Raw genomic sequence first — 16,240 nt, forward strand, 5'->3', positions numbered from 1 at the left:
ACTCGCTTTCGGCCGCGCCTGCGTAACGCAGCCTTGCGCTTGCAATGCCACGTATCAAGCCCGGGGGCGGCTGTCCTTGGCGGCGGGCGGCAGCGGCGCCGTCCGCTTGGCCCGCCGGCGCTCCGCCAAGGCCTCAAGCGGGTCCAGGATCCAGGCCACGTCCGAGCGCCGGAAGCTGCGAAACAGCAGGATCAGGCCGCTGAGCGCCAGCCAGGTTGCCCCCGTCGCGAGCGTGACGATGAGCGGATGGTTGAAGCTCTGGCGGTCGTCGTAGTCCATGATGTGCAGCATCCAGGCCACGTCCCAGAGCCGCCAGGTGTCGTTCTTCGCGGCCAGCACCTCGCCGGTGCTGGCGGACACGAGCAGAGCGTGCCGCTCCTTGTCGGCGAACTCCACCCTCCAGACAGGCAGCGGAAGGTCGCGAGTCTCCAGCGTGGACTTGGCCACGTAGGTTACAGATTTGGGCGGCTCGTATCCGGTGAAGCCTGCCACGGCGAGCTCGCGCGCCTTGGCTGCGTCGATGACGACGGGCTGCCCCGTCGTTGCATTGATGACCCTGACGCCGCGGGGCGTGCTCACCTCGTACACCCAGCTGTCGTACAGCGGCTTCAGGCGCAGCTTGGTGATGGGTTCGCCGACCGCTCCGGCCACGCCGGTCAGCGGCAGCAGCGCAGCGGCAGCCGGCAGCTCAGCGGGCGGGGCGAGCGCATGTTCGCCTGAGACCTTGTGGTGATCGAGGAGCGCCATCACGGCGCCGCTCAGCGCCCACAGCAGGAACTGCAGGCCCAGGACCAGGCCGGACCACTTGTGCAGCCAGCGGATCAGGAACATGGGCGACCAGGTCATGCCGCGGCCTTTCGGACCCGCCGCTTGCGGCGGAAGCTGTAGAGGAGCAGCCACCCACCGGTGGCCGCCGTGGCGACGCCCATCCAGGTGAAGATGCGAATGAGGATGTTGTTCACGTCCTGACGGTCATCGTAGTCCATGATGTGGAACATCCAGACGAAGTCGAAGGTGCGCCACAGGTCGTGGCGGCGGGAGACGAGCTCGCCGGTCTGGGGCGAGATGTAGAATGTCGGCCGCCAGGCGCCTTCAAACTCGACGCGCCAGATCGGCACGGGTCGGGTCTGAATCTCCAGCGGAGCCTTGGTGAGTAGCTCGGCGCTCACGATGTCGCCGTCCTCGGCGAACAGCGCCTTGGCCCGGGCCCGCGCCGCCCCCTCGCCCAAGGGGGACAGCTTCTCGCCGCTGCGGGCGTCGAACAGCGCCTTCCCCTCATCCGCGTCGACGACATAGACGGGCTGCCCCAGCTGGTTCTCAAGCCGCGCCGCCTTCAGTCCGGGCGCGAGGTGGGCGAGATGCGTCGGTTCCACGAGGCCGGCGAGCGCGATCGGCTGTGGGGCCTGGGCGCGCACGAGCCGGTCGCCGTGGATGATGTCGATGTGGACGGCCGTCATGTAGAGGCCGCTGAGGGTCCAGAACACCGCCTGGATGGCGAGGATCAGGGCGAACCACTTGTGCGTGGTGCGGGCGAGAGCGGGTAGCCGCATCGGGGGTCTCTAGAAAAGGGCAGGCGCCGGAGAGCATTGGGGCCTCTCTCCGGCGCCCGGAACCTACGTCCGTCAGAACGTGTATTGCAGGCGAACGTAGCCCCTACGACCCAGCAGGTCGTAAGTCATGGTGTCCGTGTTCGCGTCGGTCCAGCTCTGGATGAACGGCGCGTCGCGGTCGAACAGGTTGTCGACGCCGACGGCGATGTTGGCCTTCTCCGACACGCGGTAGGCGAACTGGACGTTGTGGTAGAAGACGTTCGGCGTCTCGTCGCCGATGTCGCCGGGCGAGGCGTTGAAGTCCTTCGCCTTACCGATCCACTGCACCGACCAGGTGGCGTTCCAGTTGACGTCCGACACCGTCAGGCTCGCGTTCGAACGCCAGTGCGGATAGCCGCCGTTGCCGCCGCCGATATAGCCGTCGAAGATGATCGGGTCGGCGCCCACGAAGGGGATCACCTCGTACTTGGCGAGGTAGGTCGTGTTCCAGTCGAGGTCGGCGCGAAGATGCGCCACGTCGAAGGCGTAGCGCACGCCGAAGTCGACCCCCTTCATCGTCTCCTTGCCGGCGTTGGTCGGCTGCGAGGAGAGGAAGTTCACCTCACCGGTCCGCGTGCTGCGGGTGAAGTGTTCGGGTCCGCAGAACGGGTGCGAAAGGTTCGGGCTGGCGTAGCATACGGCGAGCTTCGTAGAGCCCGGGATGTTCCGGATCGCGTCCTTGATCTGGATGTCGAAGTAATCGACCGTCACCGACAGGCCCGGCACGAACTCCGGCTGGAAGACCGCTCCGAGGGTCAGGTTCTCCGACTCTTCCGGCTGCAGGTTCTGGTTGCCGCCCACCGTCGTCAGCACCGTGTTGCCGAGCTGGACGTAGCCGGCCGGCACGCCGGAGGCCTGGCAGTTGGCGATCAGCGTCGCATCGCCGCTCGTGGAGTAGCGGCTGCACGGATCGGTGGTCGTCAGGTTGCCTTCGGCGACGCCGCCGAACAGCTCGGGGACGCTGGGGATACGGAAGCCGGTGCCGTACGTGGCCCGCAGGCGCAGGCCGGAGATGACCGTCCAGTCCAGGCCCAGCTTGTAGGTGATGTTGTTGCCGAACAGGTTGTAGTCCGAGTACCGGACCGCGCCGTTCAGTTCGACGCGCTCGGCGAAGGGCATGTCCGCCAGCAGCGGCGCCGAGAGCTCGAGATAGGCTTCCTTGGTGTTGACCGAGCCCGAGATCGGATCCTGCTGGTTGGTGTTCGCCACCCCCAGCACCGTCAGCGCGTCGGGGTCGCGCCAGTGGCCACGGTCAGCAAAGATCTTCTCATCGGTTCGAACCTTTTCGAGCTTAGAAGCGGGCCGTGAGGCCGATGTAGTAGCGACGGCCGACCAGGTCGTAGCTGGAAGGGTCGGTGTTCGCCGCGATCGACGGCGAATAGACCCGGGGTTGCTTGTCCGTGAGGTTGTTCACCCCGCCGCGGACCGTCACCGTCTCGTTCAGCTTCCACGAGCCGTTCAGGTCGAAGTAGTTGACCGCGTCGAGGACCTGTTCCCGGTTGTTGAAGTTCTCGACGGAGCCCTGGTAGCGCCAGCGCACGCCCAGGCTGAAGGGGTCGTAGTTCCAGCTCAGGGTCGACAAAAACTTCCACTCCGGCAGGGTCAGGCCGAAGGTGTTGGAGATCGTCCCCTTGCGGTCGGTGAACGCGCCGCCGGGCAGGTCCTGCCGCTTCCACTCCTGCAGCTTGGTGCCGATGACGTTGAGCGCCACCGTGCCCCAGTGCGGCCCGCCGACATCGGCCAGGGCCACGACCCAGTCGACCTGGAAGTCGGTGCCGCTGGTCTTCAGCGTGCCGAGGTTCGCGTTGGTCTCAAGGGTGCTCGTGATCTGACCCGAGTTCGGGTCGCGGCGGCCCGGACGAGGTCCATCGAGACCAGAAAGCCGCGCCGCGGCAGACGGTCGACGAAGGCGTTCACAACCGGGCCTACCCCGATATAGGCGATCATCTTGATCGCCAGGGCCCCGCCGAGCACGGCGCCGGCGTTCGCGCCCGCAAGATCGTAGGACAGGAGACCCAGCGCGACGGTCGCTAGGCCCGTGCCGATCAGGGCGATGACCTGGGCCAAAAAGAGATGCCGATAGGTGCGGTCTCCTAGAACGCTCAACATGACGTTCGCTTCCTCAGCGCGAACTTAAGCGTCGGACGCTCACAGGTATTTCGCGAGTCCGGATAGGCGCCCGAGTTGGTCGTGCGATGCGACTGAGCCGCGAAACGATGTCTTCGAGGTGATGTTCGATTTGGCCCTGCACGAGGGATGCCTTGGCCTTGCCGAGGGCGCTGATCAGGTCCGATAGGATCGATTGGGCGCGCAGCTCGGACGCACCTGTGAAGCCCCACCCTCAAACATTGTCGTGCTGTCGGATTCATCGGGGTTCGACCGTAACGTGCGCCAGCTCATGCACTCTGCGCAGACGTTGGCGCACGTCGGCGGCTGAAGCGTCGCCCGTGAAGCTGACAATCGCCGCGTGGGCGCCAGGCCCGATCCGCCAAACATGCAGGTCCGTGATCTTGGCGTCCCCGAGCCCTTCAACCTCCTGACGCACTTCGCCCTCCAGGTGAGCATCAGCCGTATCGAGCAGCACGGCGGCTGTGTCGCGCATCAGGTTCCAGGCCCAGACGGAGATCACGACCGCGCCGACGATGCCCATCACAGGGTCGAGCCAAACCCAGCCCAGATATCGCCCGGCGACCAACGCCCCGATCGCCAGCACCGAGGTCAGCGCGTCGGCAAGGACGTGCACGAAGGCGGAGCGGAGATTGTTATCGTGATGCGCGTGCGCTCGATCGGAGGCGTGGCCGTGGTGATCACCGCCATCGGGATGCTCGTGAACATGAGCGTGGCCATGATGGTGATCGTGCCCCCCCGACAGGAGAAGGGCGCTCACGACGTTTACGGCGAGCCCCACTACGGCCACGAGCGTGGCCTCGCCGAAGCTCACGGGCTGCGGGTTGAGAAGGCGGACGACGGATTCGACACCAATCGCGAGCGCGATCAGGGCGAGCACAAGCGCAGAGGCGAAGCCGGCCAAATCGCCGACCTTGCCCGTACCGAAGCTGAAGCGCCGGCTGCGCGCGTGACGGCGAGCGTAGGCGTAAGCCGCCGCCGCGACGGCCAGAGCGCCCGCGTGGGTCGCCATGTGGAATCCGTCGGCGAGCAGGGCCATCGAGTTGAAGACACTGCCGGCGATGATCTCGCCAACCATCATCACGGCGGTTAGGGCCACGACCCACAGCGTGCGTCGGGCATTTTCATCGTGCCGTTCGCCGAGGAAGACGTGGTCGTGGGACAAGGCCTCGTCTGAAGCTGACAGATTCAAGGCGGCTCTTCCTATTTTGCGTATCGGCGCACGACTGCGATCAGCTCTTCGGCGCCGGAAGCTCGGTCCGCATCCGTTAGGTCGGGCCGGGCCACGTGCTCGCGGACATGGTCCTCAATCAGCTCGTCCATCAGCCCGTTAACAGCCCCGCGCACGCCGGCAGCCTGATGCAGGATCGTCGAACAGCCCGCTTCGTCAGCGATGGCCCTCTCGATCGCGGCGACCTGGCCGGCAATACGCCGGACCCGGGCCAAGAGCTGCTCTTTGTTGTTCGTCGTATGCGCCATAGGCTACCCCCCTACCCTATATGACGCGGAGCCGCCAGCCCTCGACTACGTGCGCACGCTCTCTGCGCGCTTCACGGACCAACCGCTGGCGAGGACTGGGCGAGGCGCCTTTCGACCGGAGGAGGCGCCTTGCTTCTCAAGTCGGGAACTCATTCACGCCCGGTGCAGGCGCGGCGGCTAGTTTGAGGGGTTGCCGCGCTGAGATGCGTAGACGTTCACAGACACCCTGTCGGAGACCCCAATGAAGACCCGCCTTTTCGGACTTGCCGCCCTTGCGGGAGCAACGGCCCTCATCGCTTCCAGCCCGGCTTGGGCGCATGCGCACCTCGTGAGCTCCAATCCGGCGGCCAACGCCGCCGTCGCGGCCGCGCCGAAGGTCATCACCCTGACCTTCAACGAAAAGCTCGTACCGGCCTTCTCCAAATTCGAGCTCACCATGCCGGAGCATGGCGGCATGAAAGTACCGGTGAAGACGACCGTCTCCAAGGACGGCAAGTCCATCACCGGTACGCCACAGAGCGCGCTGACCAATGGAGCCTACAAGATCGTGTGGTCCGCGGCCTCGGCCGACGGCCACAAAATGACAGGCGAAGTGGCCTTCAAGGTCGGCTGACGTGCTTGAGCCTGCGGTCATCATCCTCAGGCTGCTGCAGTATGCGGGGGCGATGGTCCTCATGGGATCATCGCTCTTCTTCATCTATGCCCTCCCCGCCACGGGTCCCGGCTCGGCCGCGGAGGCGCCGTGGACCCGCAAGCTGCTGACGGGCGCAGGCGTGCTGCTCGCGCTCGCGACGCTGCTCTGGATCGCGGCCCAGGCCAGCGTGCTGGCCGGATCGATAGCGGAGGGACTCAAACCCGAGGCGCTCGGCGCCGTGGTGACAAGCATGGACCTCGGCAAGGCGGGTGTCCTGAGGGCCGGAGTCGCCCTCCTGGCCACGATCCTCGCCGTGATGCTGAGGCCAGCGCGAGCCAGCTGGATCGTCGCGGCCGCGCTGGGAATGGTCGCGACCGCAACCTTCGCCTGGATGGGTCATGGCGCGGCGACGGAGGGGCCAGGCGGTGTCATCCACCTTGTCTCCGACATCCTTCACAGCTGGGCAGGGGCCGTCTGGATCGGCGCGCTCGTAGCCTTCGCGCTGATCCTGCGCACCCGCAGCCCCGTGCCGGCAGAGGTCGTCGCCCTGCACCGGGCGCTGCACGGCTTTTCGAGCGTGGGTGCGCTGCTGGTGGCGGTCCTGGTGGCGACCGGACTCGCCAACAGCTGGTTCTTGGTCGGGGTGGACCGGATCGACGGCCTCTGGACCACCCCTTATGGGCGGCTTCTGAGCCTGAAGTTGGTCCTCTTCACGGCCATGCTCGGCTTGGCGGCGGCCAATCGGTTCGGGCTGACGCCGGGTCTTGGCAGGGCGCTCGCAGCTCCGGATGCGTACGCCGCAGCCCTGACGGCGCTACGAAGGAGCGTGGCGATCGAGACAGCCGTGGGGCTGATTATTCTGGCGCTGGTCGCTTGGTTCGGGACGTTGGCGCCGCCATCAGCCCTCTAGGCGTGATGGCAAAGACCCGGGTTTTGCCACCCTGGAGCAATAACGGCGTGTTGCAGGCTCCCTTGCTCCCTAGGGCGTCTCCATGCCCGCAACCGGTGGCCATGGAGCGCTTTCACACGGCATAGACCGGAGCGAACCCGCCACCGGGCGTCCGGAAGTTGGTCGTCTGCCCTTGGTAGATCCGCGCCGCTGAGAGGAGCGGTTCGCCACGGTAGGTGTAGAGGCGCATGTCCAACTTCAGCGACTGCTCTTGTCCATCCACCCGAATTCGCCGCTCACTGGGGGGCGCAATCTCCTGGGCGATGTAGCCGCCGCTCGCCACCAGTTCCCATACGCCGCGGGTGATCTTGTCGCCGCGGTACACCGCCTTGCCGCCATGTCCCGTGACTGGCTTAAAGAAGTAGCGCTTGCGCGCCATCCAGAGCGCGTCGGCGTTCCCAGCTTCAACCAGCACCGTCCTTGGCGTGGCCCTGAGCAACGCCTGTCGCTGGTGGTTGGCAATCCGAAGATCGTCCAGCGCCTCCCCATCGCAGAGCAGCGTGAGGTTCCGCTTATCTGCGAGCAGGGCATGATTGCGGGGGTTGGGCGTCACGACCACCGCGCCATTGCGATTTGCGTCGCGGAGCGCACGATGGCCCTCCGTCTCGAGCGCAAAGTCAATCAGCCTGTTGTAGACCAGCGAGATCTCGCGACCATCATACAGCAGCTTTCCCCCGCTGTATTCGAGCTCGGCAGGATCGGCCACCACGGCATCTAGCCCCCTCCGCTCGAACAGGGCCTTGGCCAGCAGGAACTCAGGATAGAGGTATTGTTCGCCCGGTTGGTTGTCGACGATGGCGATCGAGATCGGCCGCCCCGCGCCCCGCTGCAGCGTCCACTCTTCGAGGAACATATCCCAAACCGCACCTTCAAAGACGCCGGCCCCTTCACCAACGGTGGAGAGCGCTTCCTGCGCCTCCGCGCAGCAGGCGCTCTGCGCGCGTGCGAGGAGCGCGTTCAGGAAAGCTCCGCCGGCGGTGGTGTTTATCTCGATCAGTCGCGGCCCCGCGGCGCCGGGATGGAAGTCATAGCCCATGAAGACACCCCGCAGCCCAAAATCGGCGTGGGCGATCTGCGGCGCCCAGGCCAGCACCGCCCGCTGGTAGGGCGGCGTCGCAGCCGCGGCCTCGATGGCCCCGACCACCTCCAGCATGGCTGTGAGGTCCCGATTCGCGAGGAACACCGGCGTATCGGAGAACAGATGCGGTCGGCGCGCCAGCAGGACGTCGGTCAGGTCCGCATCGCCGGCCTCGGCGCGGATGGCCGCGCGCAAAGCATCCCGCTCCAGGGTAATACAGAAGCACTGCCGATTGAGAACCTCGTCCGCGCGCCCCTCGGCGGGTTTCCGATCGTCCATGCGTCGCCTCCTGCGCCCCTCATCCCAGACGCACACTTGCGCCACACCCCTCGAAGCAGTGTTGATTTCCATCAAGGCGGCGGAGGCAAGCCGCCTGTAGCTTGCACGATGTCGACTCTTGAGAGTCCGCCCCAGTGGGCGCATCCTGCGTCCTAGGAGGAACCCGCTGCTCCGCAGGCTGCATCATCTGCTTGCCCTCATCGCGTCGATCATGCTCGTGATCGCCGGGTCCCCTGCCGTGGCCGCAGGCGCCGGCTGCGACCCGTGTCCTCCGAACTGTGAGATGATGTTGCAAGACGCCGCAGCGTCAGGGGCGAGCGGCGACAGCCACCCGTCTCCTGCGCACTCGGAGGACGGCTCCCAGACTCCGTGCAAACAGGTGGTAATGTGCCAGGCCGCCGCGGCGGCGCCGGCCCCCGAGTTGGGCGCGGTTGTCTTCGCGCGCCTTTCACATGACGCGGCGCGACGCCCCTGGCGCAATGCCGTCGCCACGCCCTCGCGGCCGCCCGACCAGGTGCTGCGCCCTCCCATCCGCCTCTGACCTTCGACAGATTCCCGGCCCGCTATGCGCGCCGGCTCTGGCGCCATGGCGCTCTCATCGAGGAGTTCGGAGCATGTCTCCCAATCGCTGGCTGCCGGCCCTGCTGGTCGGCGCCGCAATCGCCACCCCCGCGTCAGCGGACCCGCAGACGTTCGACCAAACCCTGGCGCTGGCGAGCGCAAACGCGCCCAGCCTGCAAGCGGCAGCGCTGAAGGTCGAAGCCGCCCGGGCCGCGTTGCCCGCCGCCGGCGCCCTCCCCGACCCCCAGCTGAAGGTCGGGCTCGAGAATGTGCCGATCTCTGGACCCATGGCCGGGCGCTTCGGGGCTGACGAAATGACCATGGCCACCTTCGGCCTTATGCAGGAGGTGCCGAACGGGGCGCGCCGGCGCGCCGAGGCCGGCATCGCTCGGGCGGACATCGGGTCGGCCCAGGCGGAGGTCGCGGTGGAAGCCCTCGATGTGCGGCTGGGCGCGGCGCTCGCGTGGATCGACCTTCACTACGCCGGTCGACGCCTGGCCGCGCTCGACAGCGTCCTGCAGACCCTGGAGCCGCTCTGGGACGCCGCGCCGGCCGGTGTGACTGCCGGCGCCACGCGCCCGGCCGGCGCCCTGACGCCGGTGGCACAGCGCGCGGCGCTCGATGACCGGCGTAGCGAACTTGTCGCTGCGCTCGGCCGGGCTCGTGCGGAGCTGGTGCGCTGGACCGGCGACCCCTCGCCAAACGTGACGGGCCCGCCGCCCGAGCCCGCACTCGACGCCGAGCGGCTTCGCGCCGGGCTGGACCGTCGACCCGCGCTGCTTGCCTATGCCTCCGCCGCCCGCCGGGCCGCTGCACAGGTTGACCTCGCCCGCGCGGCAAGGCGGCCGGACTGGGCCTTCGAGGTCGGCTATGGCCGCCGCGACCCGATGTTCGGCGACATGGTCTCGGCCGGTGTCACGGTTCGCCTGCCGCTGTTCGCCTCCCGTCGTCAGGACCCGCTGATCGCCGCCCGCGCCGCCGACGCCCGTCGGGTCGAGGCCGAGCGGGAGACCGCCCGCCGCGCCCTGGCGGCCTCGCTGGAAGCCGATCTGGCCGACCAGGTCATGCGTCGGGAACAGTGGCTGCGAACCCGCAACGTCGTACTCCCCGCGGCGAAGCAGCAAGCGGACCTGGAGACCGCCAGCTACGCCGCCGGCCGGGCGGGTCTCTCCGAGGTGCTCGACGCCTTCACCCGCCTCGCCGAGGCCCAACTCACCACCATCGACCGCGAGGCCGCACTGGCGCGCGAGGCTGTCCGCATCGACATCACCTACGGGAGCGACGCCCAATGAACCCGCAGCAATCCGGCCGCGTCCGCCTCGCCGCCGGCGCGGTCGCCCTGCTCCTGATCGGCGCGGCTGGCGGCATCGGCCTGGCCAGGCTCTCCGCCGGGGCTGACGACCACGCTCCGGCCGCAGGTGTCGAGGATCGCGAAATCCTCTACTGGTACGACCCAATGGTTCCGGGCCAGCGCTTCGACAAGCCCGGCAAGTCGCCCTACATGGACATGCCGCTGGTCCCCCGTTACGCGGACGAGGGCTCCGGCGGTGCGGGCGTGCGCATCGATCCGGCGCAGCTCCAGAGCCTCGGGGTGCGTTACGCCGTCGTCGAGCGGGGGGCGCTGGGAAGCGAGCTCACCGCGTCCGGGGTGATTGACTTCAATCAACGCGATGTGTCGGTCGTACAGGCCCGGGCGGACGGCTTCGTCCAGCGGGTCTATGCCCGCGCGCCGGGCGACGTGATCGCCGCCGGCGCCCCACTGGCCGACATCCTGGTTCCCGAATGGGGCGGCGCGCAGGCCGAGTACCTGGCGGTGCGGCGCACCGGTGACGCCGAGCTCATCGCCGCGGCCCGCCAGCGTCTGGTGTTGCTGGGCATGCCGCCAGGCGTGATCGCCGGCGTCGAGCGCACCGGCCGGCCGCAGACGACGGTGACGGTCACGACGCCTGGTGGCGGCGTCCTCCGCATCCTGAGCGTCCGAGGCGGCATGACCGTCGCCCGCGGCCAGACCTTGGCCGAGGTCAGCGGGCTGGGAACCGTCTGGCTCAACGCCGCGGTTCCAGAGGCCCTGGCGGCGCAAATCCGTCCCGGCCAGTCGGTCACGGCAACGCTCACGGCCTACCCGGGCGAGTCGTTCTCCGGCCGGGTCTCGGCGCTGCTGCCGGAAATGACCGGAGAGAGCCGCACGCTCACGGCCCGCGTCGAACTTGTCAACAGCGGGGGCCGCCTGCGCCCAGGCATGTTCGGCGAGATCCGATTCAGCGGCCCGCCTACTCCGGCGCTGATGATCCCGGCTGAAGCGGTCATTCGCACCGGTCGCCGGACCCTGGTCATGCTGGCGGAGGGCGATGGCCGATTCCGGCCGGCGGAGATCCAGGTCGGCCGGTCCGACGGCGAGCGCCTGGAGGTGCTCGGCGGCCTGAAGGCGGGCGAGCGCATCGTGGCGTCCGGGCAGTTCCTGATCGATTCGGAAGCCAGCCTCTCGGGAACGCCCGCGCGCAGCCTCGGCGAGGGGGCGAAGAGCGCACCGAGGGCGGCGCTGCACGAGGCGACCGGCCGCGTCGAGAAGATCGATCAGGCGGGCCTGACCCTGTCGCATGGGGCTGTCCCAGCGCTCGGGTGGCCGCCCATGACGATGACCTTCAAACTGGCCGACCCGGCCCTGGCCCGCGGGCTTCGAGCCGGCGACAGGGTGCGGTTCGCCTTCGACCAGCCGCCGGCCGGGCCCACCGTCCGGCAAATCGAAAAGGCGACCGCGCAATGATCGCCAGGCTCATTCGCTGGTCCGTCGCCAACCGCGTCTTCGTGCTGCTGGGCGCCCTGTTCCTGCTGTCCGCGGGAGTGTTGGCGGTCCGCGCCACACCGGTCGACGCCCTGCCGGACCTGTCCGACGTGCAGGTGGTGATCCGCACGCCCTATCCCGGCCAGGCGCCTCAGATCGTCGAGGACCAGGTCACCTACCCGCTGGCGACCACCATGCTGTCGGTTCCGGGCGCCAGGACCGTGCGCGCCTACTCCTTCTTCGGAGACAGCTTCGTCTATGTGCTGTTCGAGGACGGGACGGACCTCTACTGGGCCCGTTCGCGAGTGCTCGAGTACCTCAGTCAGGTGCAGGGGCAGCTGCCAGCGCAGGCGCGTCCTGCCCTGGGGCCCGACGCCACCGGGGTCGGCTGGGTGTTCGAGTACGCGCTCGTCGACAGGTCGGGAAAGCACGACCTCTCGCAGCTGCGCAGCCTCCAGGACTGGTTCCTCCGCTATGAGCTGAAGAGCCTGCCCGGGGTGGCGGAGGTCGCCAGCATCGGGGGCATGGTCAAGCAGTACCAGGTGGTGCTCGATCCGGTGCGGCTCGCCGCCTACGGCCTCACCTATCAGCAGGCCGCCGAGGCCATCCAGCGCGCCAACCAGGAGACCGGCGGTTCGGTGCTGGAGCTCGCCGAAGCCGAGTACATGGTCCGGGCCAGCGGCTACCTGGCCGATCTGGAGGACTTCCGCGCCATCCCTCTGCGCACCGCGGGTGGCGGAGTCCCTGTGCGCCTCGGGGACGTCGCGACCGTACAGCTCGGTCCCGAGATGCGGCGCGGAGTCGCCGAACTGAACGGCGAAGGGGAGGTGGCCGGGGCCGTGGTCATCGTCCGCTCCGGCGAAAATGCCCGGGCGGTGATCGAGCACGTAAAGGCGCGGCTTGCGGAGTTGAAGACCAGCCTGCCGGCCGGGGTGGAGGTGGTCGTCACCTACGACCGCTCTCAGCTGATCGAACGGTCGATCGCCAATCTCACCGAGAAGCTGCTTGAGGAGTTCGTGGTCGTGGCGCTGGTCTGCGTGCTGTTCCTCTGGCACGCGCGCAGCGCCCTGGTGGCGATCCTCACCCTGCCGCTCGGCGTGCTTGCGGCGTTCATCCTGATGCGCCTGCAGGGCGTCGATGCGAACATCATGTCCCTGGGCGGCATCGCCATCGCCATCGGGGCCATGGTCGACGCCGCCGTCGTGATGATCGAGAACGCCCACAAGCACCTGGAGCGTTGGGCCCACGAGCACGACGGCGACCAACCCAAGGGCGCCGAACATTGGGCCGTGGTCACCGAAGCGGCGGCCGAGGTCGGCCCGGCGCTGTTCTTCAGCCTGTTGATCATCACTCTCTCGTTCGTGCCGGTGTTCACCCTGCAGGCGCAGGAGGGCCGGCTGTTCGCGCCGCTCGCCTTTACCAAGACCTACGCCATGGCCGCCGCGGCCATCCTGTCGGTGACCCTGGTCCCCGTGATGATGGGCTATCTGATCCGTGGCCGCATACCGGCCGAGGCGCGAAACCCGATCAACCGCTGGCTGACGGCCGCCTACCGGCCGGGTCTCGACTGGGTCATGCGACGGCCGAAGACGACGCTGGTCATCGCCGCCGTCATCTTCGCCACGACGGCTTGGCCGCTCAGCCGCCTCGGGGGGGAGTTCCTGCCAATGATGGACGAGGGCGACCTGCTCTACATGCCCTCGGCGCTTCCGGGCCTGTCGCCAGCCAAGGCCGCCGAGCTGCTGCAGCAGACCGACCGCATGATCAAGTCGGTGCCCGAGGTGGAGAGCGTGTTCGGCAAGGCCGGAAGGGCCGAGACCGCCACCGACCCCGCGCCGCTGGAGATGTTCGAGACCACCATCCAGTTCAAGCCTCGCGACCAGTGGCGGCCGGGCATGACCCCAGAGAGGCTGGTCGAGGAACTTGACGCCGCCGTGCAGGTTCCCGGGCTCGCCAACGTCTGGGTGCCGCCGATCCGCAATCGCATCGACATGCTGGCCACGGGGGTGAAGAGCCCGATCGGCGTGAAGGTGTCGGGGGCTGATCTGGCCGAGCTCGACCGCGTCGCCCAGCAGGTGGAGACAGTCGCAAAAACGGTGCCGGGCGTCAGCTCCGCGCTGGCCGAGCGCCTCACCGGCGGGCGCTATGTAGACATCGACATCGACCGCGGCCAAGCCGCGAGATACGCCCTGAACATCGCCGATGTGCAGGCTATCGTCGCGGGCGCAATTGGCGGCGAGGTCATCGGCCAAGTGATCGAGGGCCGCGCGCGCTACCCCATCAACCTGCGCTATCCGCGCGAGCTGCGCGACAGTCTCGAAGGCTTGCGGGCGTTACCGATCGTCACGCCGGGAGGCCAGCAGGTCACTCTGGGAACGGTCGCCCGCGTCGAGATCGCTGATGGCCCGCCCATGCTGAAGACGGAGAACGGACGGCTGTCGACCTGGGTCTATGTGGACGTCCGAGGCCGGGACCTCGCCTCTGTGGTGGGTGACCTGGATGGCGCCGTGCGTCAGCAGGTGACGCTCCCGGCGGGGGTCAGTATCGCCTACGCTGGCCAGTTCGAATACCTGCAGCGCGCCACCGAACGGCTGAAGCTGGTGGTTCCCGTCACCCTGCTGACCATCTTCGTGTTGCTTTACCTGATCTTCCGGCGGTTCGATGAGGCGGCGCTGATCATGGCCACCCTGCCGTTTGCGCTCACCGGCGGCATCTGGCTGCTCTATCTGATGGGGTTCAATCAGTCGGTGGCTACGGGCGTGGGCTTTATCGCCCTGGCCGGCGTCTCCGCGGAGTTCGGCGTGGTGATGCTGATCTATCTCAAGCACGCCTTGGAGGCCGGTGGTCCCGACCCCTCGCCGGCGACCGTCGAAGCGGCTGTCCGGGAGGGCGCCCTGCTGCGGGTTCGGCCCAAGGCCATGACCGTGGCGGTGATCCTCGCCGGCCTGTTCCCGATCCTCATCGGCCACGGAGCGGGATCGGAGATCATGAGCCGCATCGCCGCGCCGATGATCGGCGGAATGCTCACCGCCCCGCTGCTGTCGATGCTGGTGATCCCGGCTGGCTTCCTGCTGCTCCGCCGACGCCCGCATAGGGCTACTTCAATTCGTCCGGACCTGAGGAGAAGATCATGAAACCCATCTGGACCGCGCTGGCCGCCCTGCAGCCGGCCTCGCCGCCTGCGCTGATAACCGATCGGCCGATACGCCGGCGGCCGGAGCCCAGGATTGGCGCCCGCGTGCCGATGGCGCGGCGGCGCGAGCGGCGCTAGCGCACGGTCAGGCCTTCCTCACGATAGAGCCGGTAGATTCGGTTCTTGCCCGACGGCTCGCCCGCCCGCCGCAGCAGCACGAACAGTCGTCGGTAGCCGAACCGTCGTCGCTCAGCGACCAGGCTGCGTAGGCGCTCGCGCAGTTCAGTCTCCGGAGGCCGGCGGGATCGGTAGCGCACCATCTTGCGGTCCGCTTGGACGATGGAGCAGGCCCGCCGCTCGCTGATCTCGAACACTGTCCGCACCCTGCACAGCGGCGGGCCCTACCATTTTTTTCCGAGCGACTCGTTCAGCGCGGCCTTGTCGAGCATGGCATCCGCAGCAACTTCAGCCGCCGGTTCTCGTCTTCCAGCGCCTTCAGCCGCTGGGCGTCCGACACGCTCATCCCGCCGAACTTGGCCTTCCAAACGTAGATTGTGCCCTCCGACACCCGTGCTTGCGGGCCAGCTTCGCCGCCTTCGCCCCAGCTTCGTTCTCCCGCAGGATCCCGATGATCTGCTCTTCCGTAAATCTCGCTCGCTTCATGTCCGTCCTCTCAAGGGCCGGACTCTAGTTCCGCGTGGAGGAAATTTTCAGGGGCAGGCCAGCAGGAGCCGATCTTACTTTGCGGCATGTCGTGCGCCGCCAATTCGAGTTCCGCCCGCGGTTGCAGGATTGGCTGCTACGTGAACCTCAGATCATAGCGTCCTTCGATCAGCGCAAGCAGACACCGTCCTCGGAGAAGCTCAGGCGGCGCGCGCCCGGCTCAACCGTGGCGCGCGAACACCCGCGTCTTGCCGCCCGGCAGCAGAAGCAGCGTCTGGTAAGGCTCCTTCCGTCCGTCAGGCATCTCCATGCCGGGCGAGCCCAGCGGCATGCCAGGTACGGTGATGCCCAGCGCCTTCGGCCGCTCTCTCAGCAGGCGGCCGACGTCAGCGGCGGGTACGTGGCCCACGACCACGTACCCGCCGATCGTGGCGAGGTGGCAGGATGAGAGCTCGAATGGAACGCTATGACGCTTTCCGATTGGCGTGATGTCTTCGACGTTGACCACCTTCGGCCGATAGCCCGCCCGGGTCATGATGGTGATCCAACCCTTGCAGCATCCACACGAAGCGGTCTTGTAGACAGCCAAGGGCGGCGGCGCGGCCGCCCAGGCGTGCGGCGCCGCCAGAACGGCTGCTGCGGCGGCAAGCAGGTTGCGGCGAAGGATCATCGAATATCAGCCTCCAAGGGTCAGCGCCGACCGCCGCAACAGGACGCCTTCGCGGATGGGGCGGCCTTCCCAGCCTCCTGCGGGGTGTAGCCCGCCTCCCGAATAGCGCCGCGCACGGCCGAGTCGGCTGCGGTCGTCGCGACTTCCAGCGACTTGCTCGGCAGATCGATGGCGACCTGGGCCGCCGGATCGACGCCCTTCACCGCCGCAGTGATGGCTTGCACGCAATGTGCGCAGCTCATGTCGTCGACTTGGTAGCGAAGCATGGAAACCTCCTGGTCAGAACCTCGGCCGAT

General features: G+C 67.9%; 14 protein-coding genes and 2 pseudogenes. 5 read left to right on the top strand and 11 right to left on the bottom strand.

Going from position 1 to position 16,240, the window contains the following annotated elements; translation table 11 throughout:
* Window positions 1-54 precede the first annotated feature (54 nt).
* The 7 genes and pseudogenes from H2041_RS06820 to H2041_RS06850 all read right to left on the bottom strand — a co-directional run bounded on the left by H2041_RS06820 (window position 55) and on the right by H2041_RS06850 (window position 5,195).
* On the bottom strand, window positions 55-846 hold the full coding sequence (locus tag H2041_RS06820) for a PepSY domain-containing protein (RefSeq protein ID WP_293383812.1): 792 nt from the start codon (window positions 844-846) through the stop codon (window positions 55-57).
* Window positions 843-1,550, bottom strand: a complete 708-nt coding sequence (locus H2041_RS06825) for a PepSY domain-containing protein (RefSeq protein WP_257817732.1) — start codon at window positions 1,548-1,550, stop codon at window positions 843-845. The genes H2041_RS06820 and H2041_RS06825 overlap by 4 nt, the downstream gene beginning before the upstream one ends.
* Before the next feature lie 72 nt (window positions 1,551-1,622).
* Window positions 1,623-2,969, bottom strand: coding sequence for a TonB-dependent receptor (locus H2041_RS06830; RefSeq protein WP_367133170.1), 1,347 nt, complete (start codon window positions 2,967-2,969; stop codon window positions 1,623-1,625).
* The gene (locus tag H2041_RS06835) at window positions 2,881-3,417 is read right to left on the bottom strand and encodes a TonB-dependent receptor (protein ID WP_308238009.1); all 537 of its coding nucleotides are present in this window, start codon (window positions 3,415-3,417) and stop codon (window positions 2,881-2,883) included. Before H2041_RS06835 ends, H2041_RS06830 begins: the two co-directional genes overlap by 89 nt.
* A gap of 20 nt (window positions 3,418-3,437) precedes the next feature.
* Window positions 3,438-3,698 (bottom strand): annotated as a pseudogene (locus H2041_RS06840) (MFS transporter); the annotation flags it as partial.
* 256 nt (window positions 3,699-3,954) lie between these two features.
* Window positions 3,955-4,908: a CDF family Co(II)/Ni(II) efflux transporter DmeF gene (gene dmeF, locus H2041_RS06845; protein ID WP_293395109.1), complete on the bottom strand. Its 954-nt coding sequence runs from the start codon at window positions 4,906-4,908 to the stop codon at window positions 3,955-3,957.
* Between the two features lie 11 nt (window positions 4,909-4,919).
* Window positions 4,920-5,195: a metal/formaldehyde-sensitive transcriptional repressor gene (locus H2041_RS06850; RefSeq protein ID WP_066680703.1), complete on the bottom strand. Its 276-nt coding sequence runs from the start codon at window positions 5,193-5,195 to the stop codon at window positions 4,920-4,922.
* 241 nt (window positions 5,196-5,436) lie between these two features.
* Between H2041_RS06850 and copC the strand changes: the two genes are divergently transcribed.
* Together copC and copD are read left to right on the top strand one after the other, a co-directional pair.
* Window positions 5,437-5,808, top strand: coding sequence for a copper homeostasis periplasmic binding protein CopC (gene copC / locus H2041_RS06855; protein WP_066680701.1), 372 nt, complete (start codon window positions 5,437-5,439; stop codon window positions 5,806-5,808).
* Between the two features lies 1 nt (window position 5,809).
* A complete protein-coding gene (gene copD, locus H2041_RS06860) occupies window positions 5,810-6,739 on the top strand; it encodes a copper homeostasis membrane protein CopD (RefSeq protein ID WP_257817727.1) in 930 nt (309 codons plus the stop codon).
* 112 nt (window positions 6,740-6,851) lie between these two features.
* Here the strand turns inward: copD and H2041_RS06865 are convergent, their stop codons facing one another.
* Entirely contained in the window at window positions 6,852-8,135 is a 1,284-nt protein-coding gene (locus H2041_RS06865) for a hypothetical protein (protein WP_293410882.1), read from the bottom strand.
* A gap of 614 nt (window positions 8,136-8,749) precedes the next feature.
* On the opposite strand from H2041_RS06865, the gene H2041_RS06870 reads away from it, so the two are divergent.
* From H2041_RS06870 to H2041_RS06880, 3 genes are read left to right on the top strand one after another with little or no spacing between them, the layout of a single operon-like run.
* On the top strand, window positions 8,750-9,988 hold the full coding sequence (locus tag H2041_RS06870; RefSeq protein ID WP_293395121.1) for a TolC family protein: 1,239 nt from the start codon (window positions 8,750-8,752) through the stop codon (window positions 9,986-9,988).
* Window positions 9,985-11,460: an efflux RND transporter periplasmic adaptor subunit gene (locus H2041_RS06875; protein WP_257817723.1), complete on the top strand. Its 1,476-nt coding sequence runs from the start codon at window positions 9,985-9,987 to the stop codon at window positions 11,458-11,460. Before H2041_RS06870 ends, H2041_RS06875 begins: the two co-directional genes overlap by 4 nt.
* On the top strand, window positions 11,457-14,612 hold the full coding sequence (locus tag H2041_RS06880; protein WP_293410886.1) for an efflux RND transporter permease subunit: 3,156 nt from the start codon (window positions 11,457-11,459) through the stop codon (window positions 14,610-14,612). Before H2041_RS06875 ends, H2041_RS06880 begins: the two co-directional genes overlap by 4 nt.
* A gap of 136 nt (window positions 14,613-14,748) precedes the next feature.
* Here the strand turns inward: H2041_RS06880 and H2041_RS06885 are convergent.
* The 3 genes and pseudogenes from H2041_RS06885 to H2041_RS06895 form a co-directional block, all read right to left on the bottom strand.
* Window positions 14,749-15,274 (bottom strand): annotated as a pseudogene (locus H2041_RS06885) (transposase); the annotation flags it as partial.
* A 220-nt stretch (window positions 15,275-15,494) separates the two neighbouring features.
* Window positions 15,495-15,944: a DUF411 domain-containing protein gene (locus tag H2041_RS06890; RefSeq protein ID WP_293395127.1), complete on the bottom strand. Its 450-nt coding sequence runs from the start codon at window positions 15,942-15,944 to the stop codon at window positions 15,495-15,497.
* 20 nt (window positions 15,945-15,964) lie between these two features.
* Window positions 15,965-16,210, bottom strand: a complete 246-nt coding sequence (locus H2041_RS06895; RefSeq protein WP_066680691.1) for a heavy-metal-associated domain-containing protein — start codon at window positions 16,208-16,210, stop codon at window positions 15,965-15,967.
* Between the last annotated feature and the right edge of the window lie 30 nt (window positions 16,211-16,240).

This window comes from Phenylobacterium sp. (assembly GCF_013911965.1).
GTDB lineage: Bacteria > Pseudomonadota > Alphaproteobacteria > Caulobacterales > Caulobacteraceae > Phenylobacterium.

What these genes read in the sequence shown, in the direction of transcription:
- H2041_RS06870 (WP_293395121.1), top strand. Translation starts at nt 8,750, where the DNA reads ATGTCTCCCAATCGCTGGCTGCCGGCCCTGCTGGTCGGCGCCGCAATC.
- H2041_RS06825 (WP_257817732.1), bottom strand. Translation starts at nt 1,550, where the DNA reads ATGCGGCTACCCGCTCTCGCCCGCACCACGCACAAGTGGTTCGCCCTG.
- H2041_RS06890 (WP_293395127.1), bottom strand. Translation starts at nt 15,944, where the DNA reads ATGATCCTTCGCCGCAACCTGCTTGCCGCCGCAGCAGCCGTTCTGGCG.
- H2041_RS06880 (WP_293410886.1), top strand. Translation starts at nt 11,457, where the DNA reads ATGATCGCCAGGCTCATTCGCTGGTCCGTCGCCAACCGCGTCTTCGTG.
- H2041_RS06820 (WP_293383812.1), bottom strand. Translation starts at nt 846, where the DNA reads ATGACCTGGTCGCCCATGTTCCTGATCCGCTGGCTGCACAAGTGGTCC.
- H2041_RS06875 (WP_257817723.1), top strand. Translation starts at nt 9,985, where the DNA reads ATGAACCCGCAGCAATCCGGCCGCGTCCGCCTCGCCGCCGGCGCGGTC.
- H2041_RS06850 (WP_066680703.1), bottom strand. Translation starts at nt 5,195, where the DNA reads ATGGCGCATACGACGAACAACAAAGAGCAGCTCTTGGCCCGGGTCCGG.
- H2041_RS06865 (WP_293410882.1), bottom strand. Translation starts at nt 8,135, where the DNA reads ATGGACGATCGGAAACCCGCCGAGGGGCGCGCGGACGAGGTTCTCAAT.
- H2041_RS06895 (WP_066680691.1), bottom strand. Translation starts at nt 16,210, where the DNA reads ATGCTTCGCTACCAAGTCGACGACATGAGCTGCGCACATTGCGTGCAA.
- copC (WP_066680701.1), top strand. Translation starts at nt 5,437, where the DNA reads ATGAAGACCCGCCTTTTCGGACTTGCCGCCCTTGCGGGAGCAACGGCC.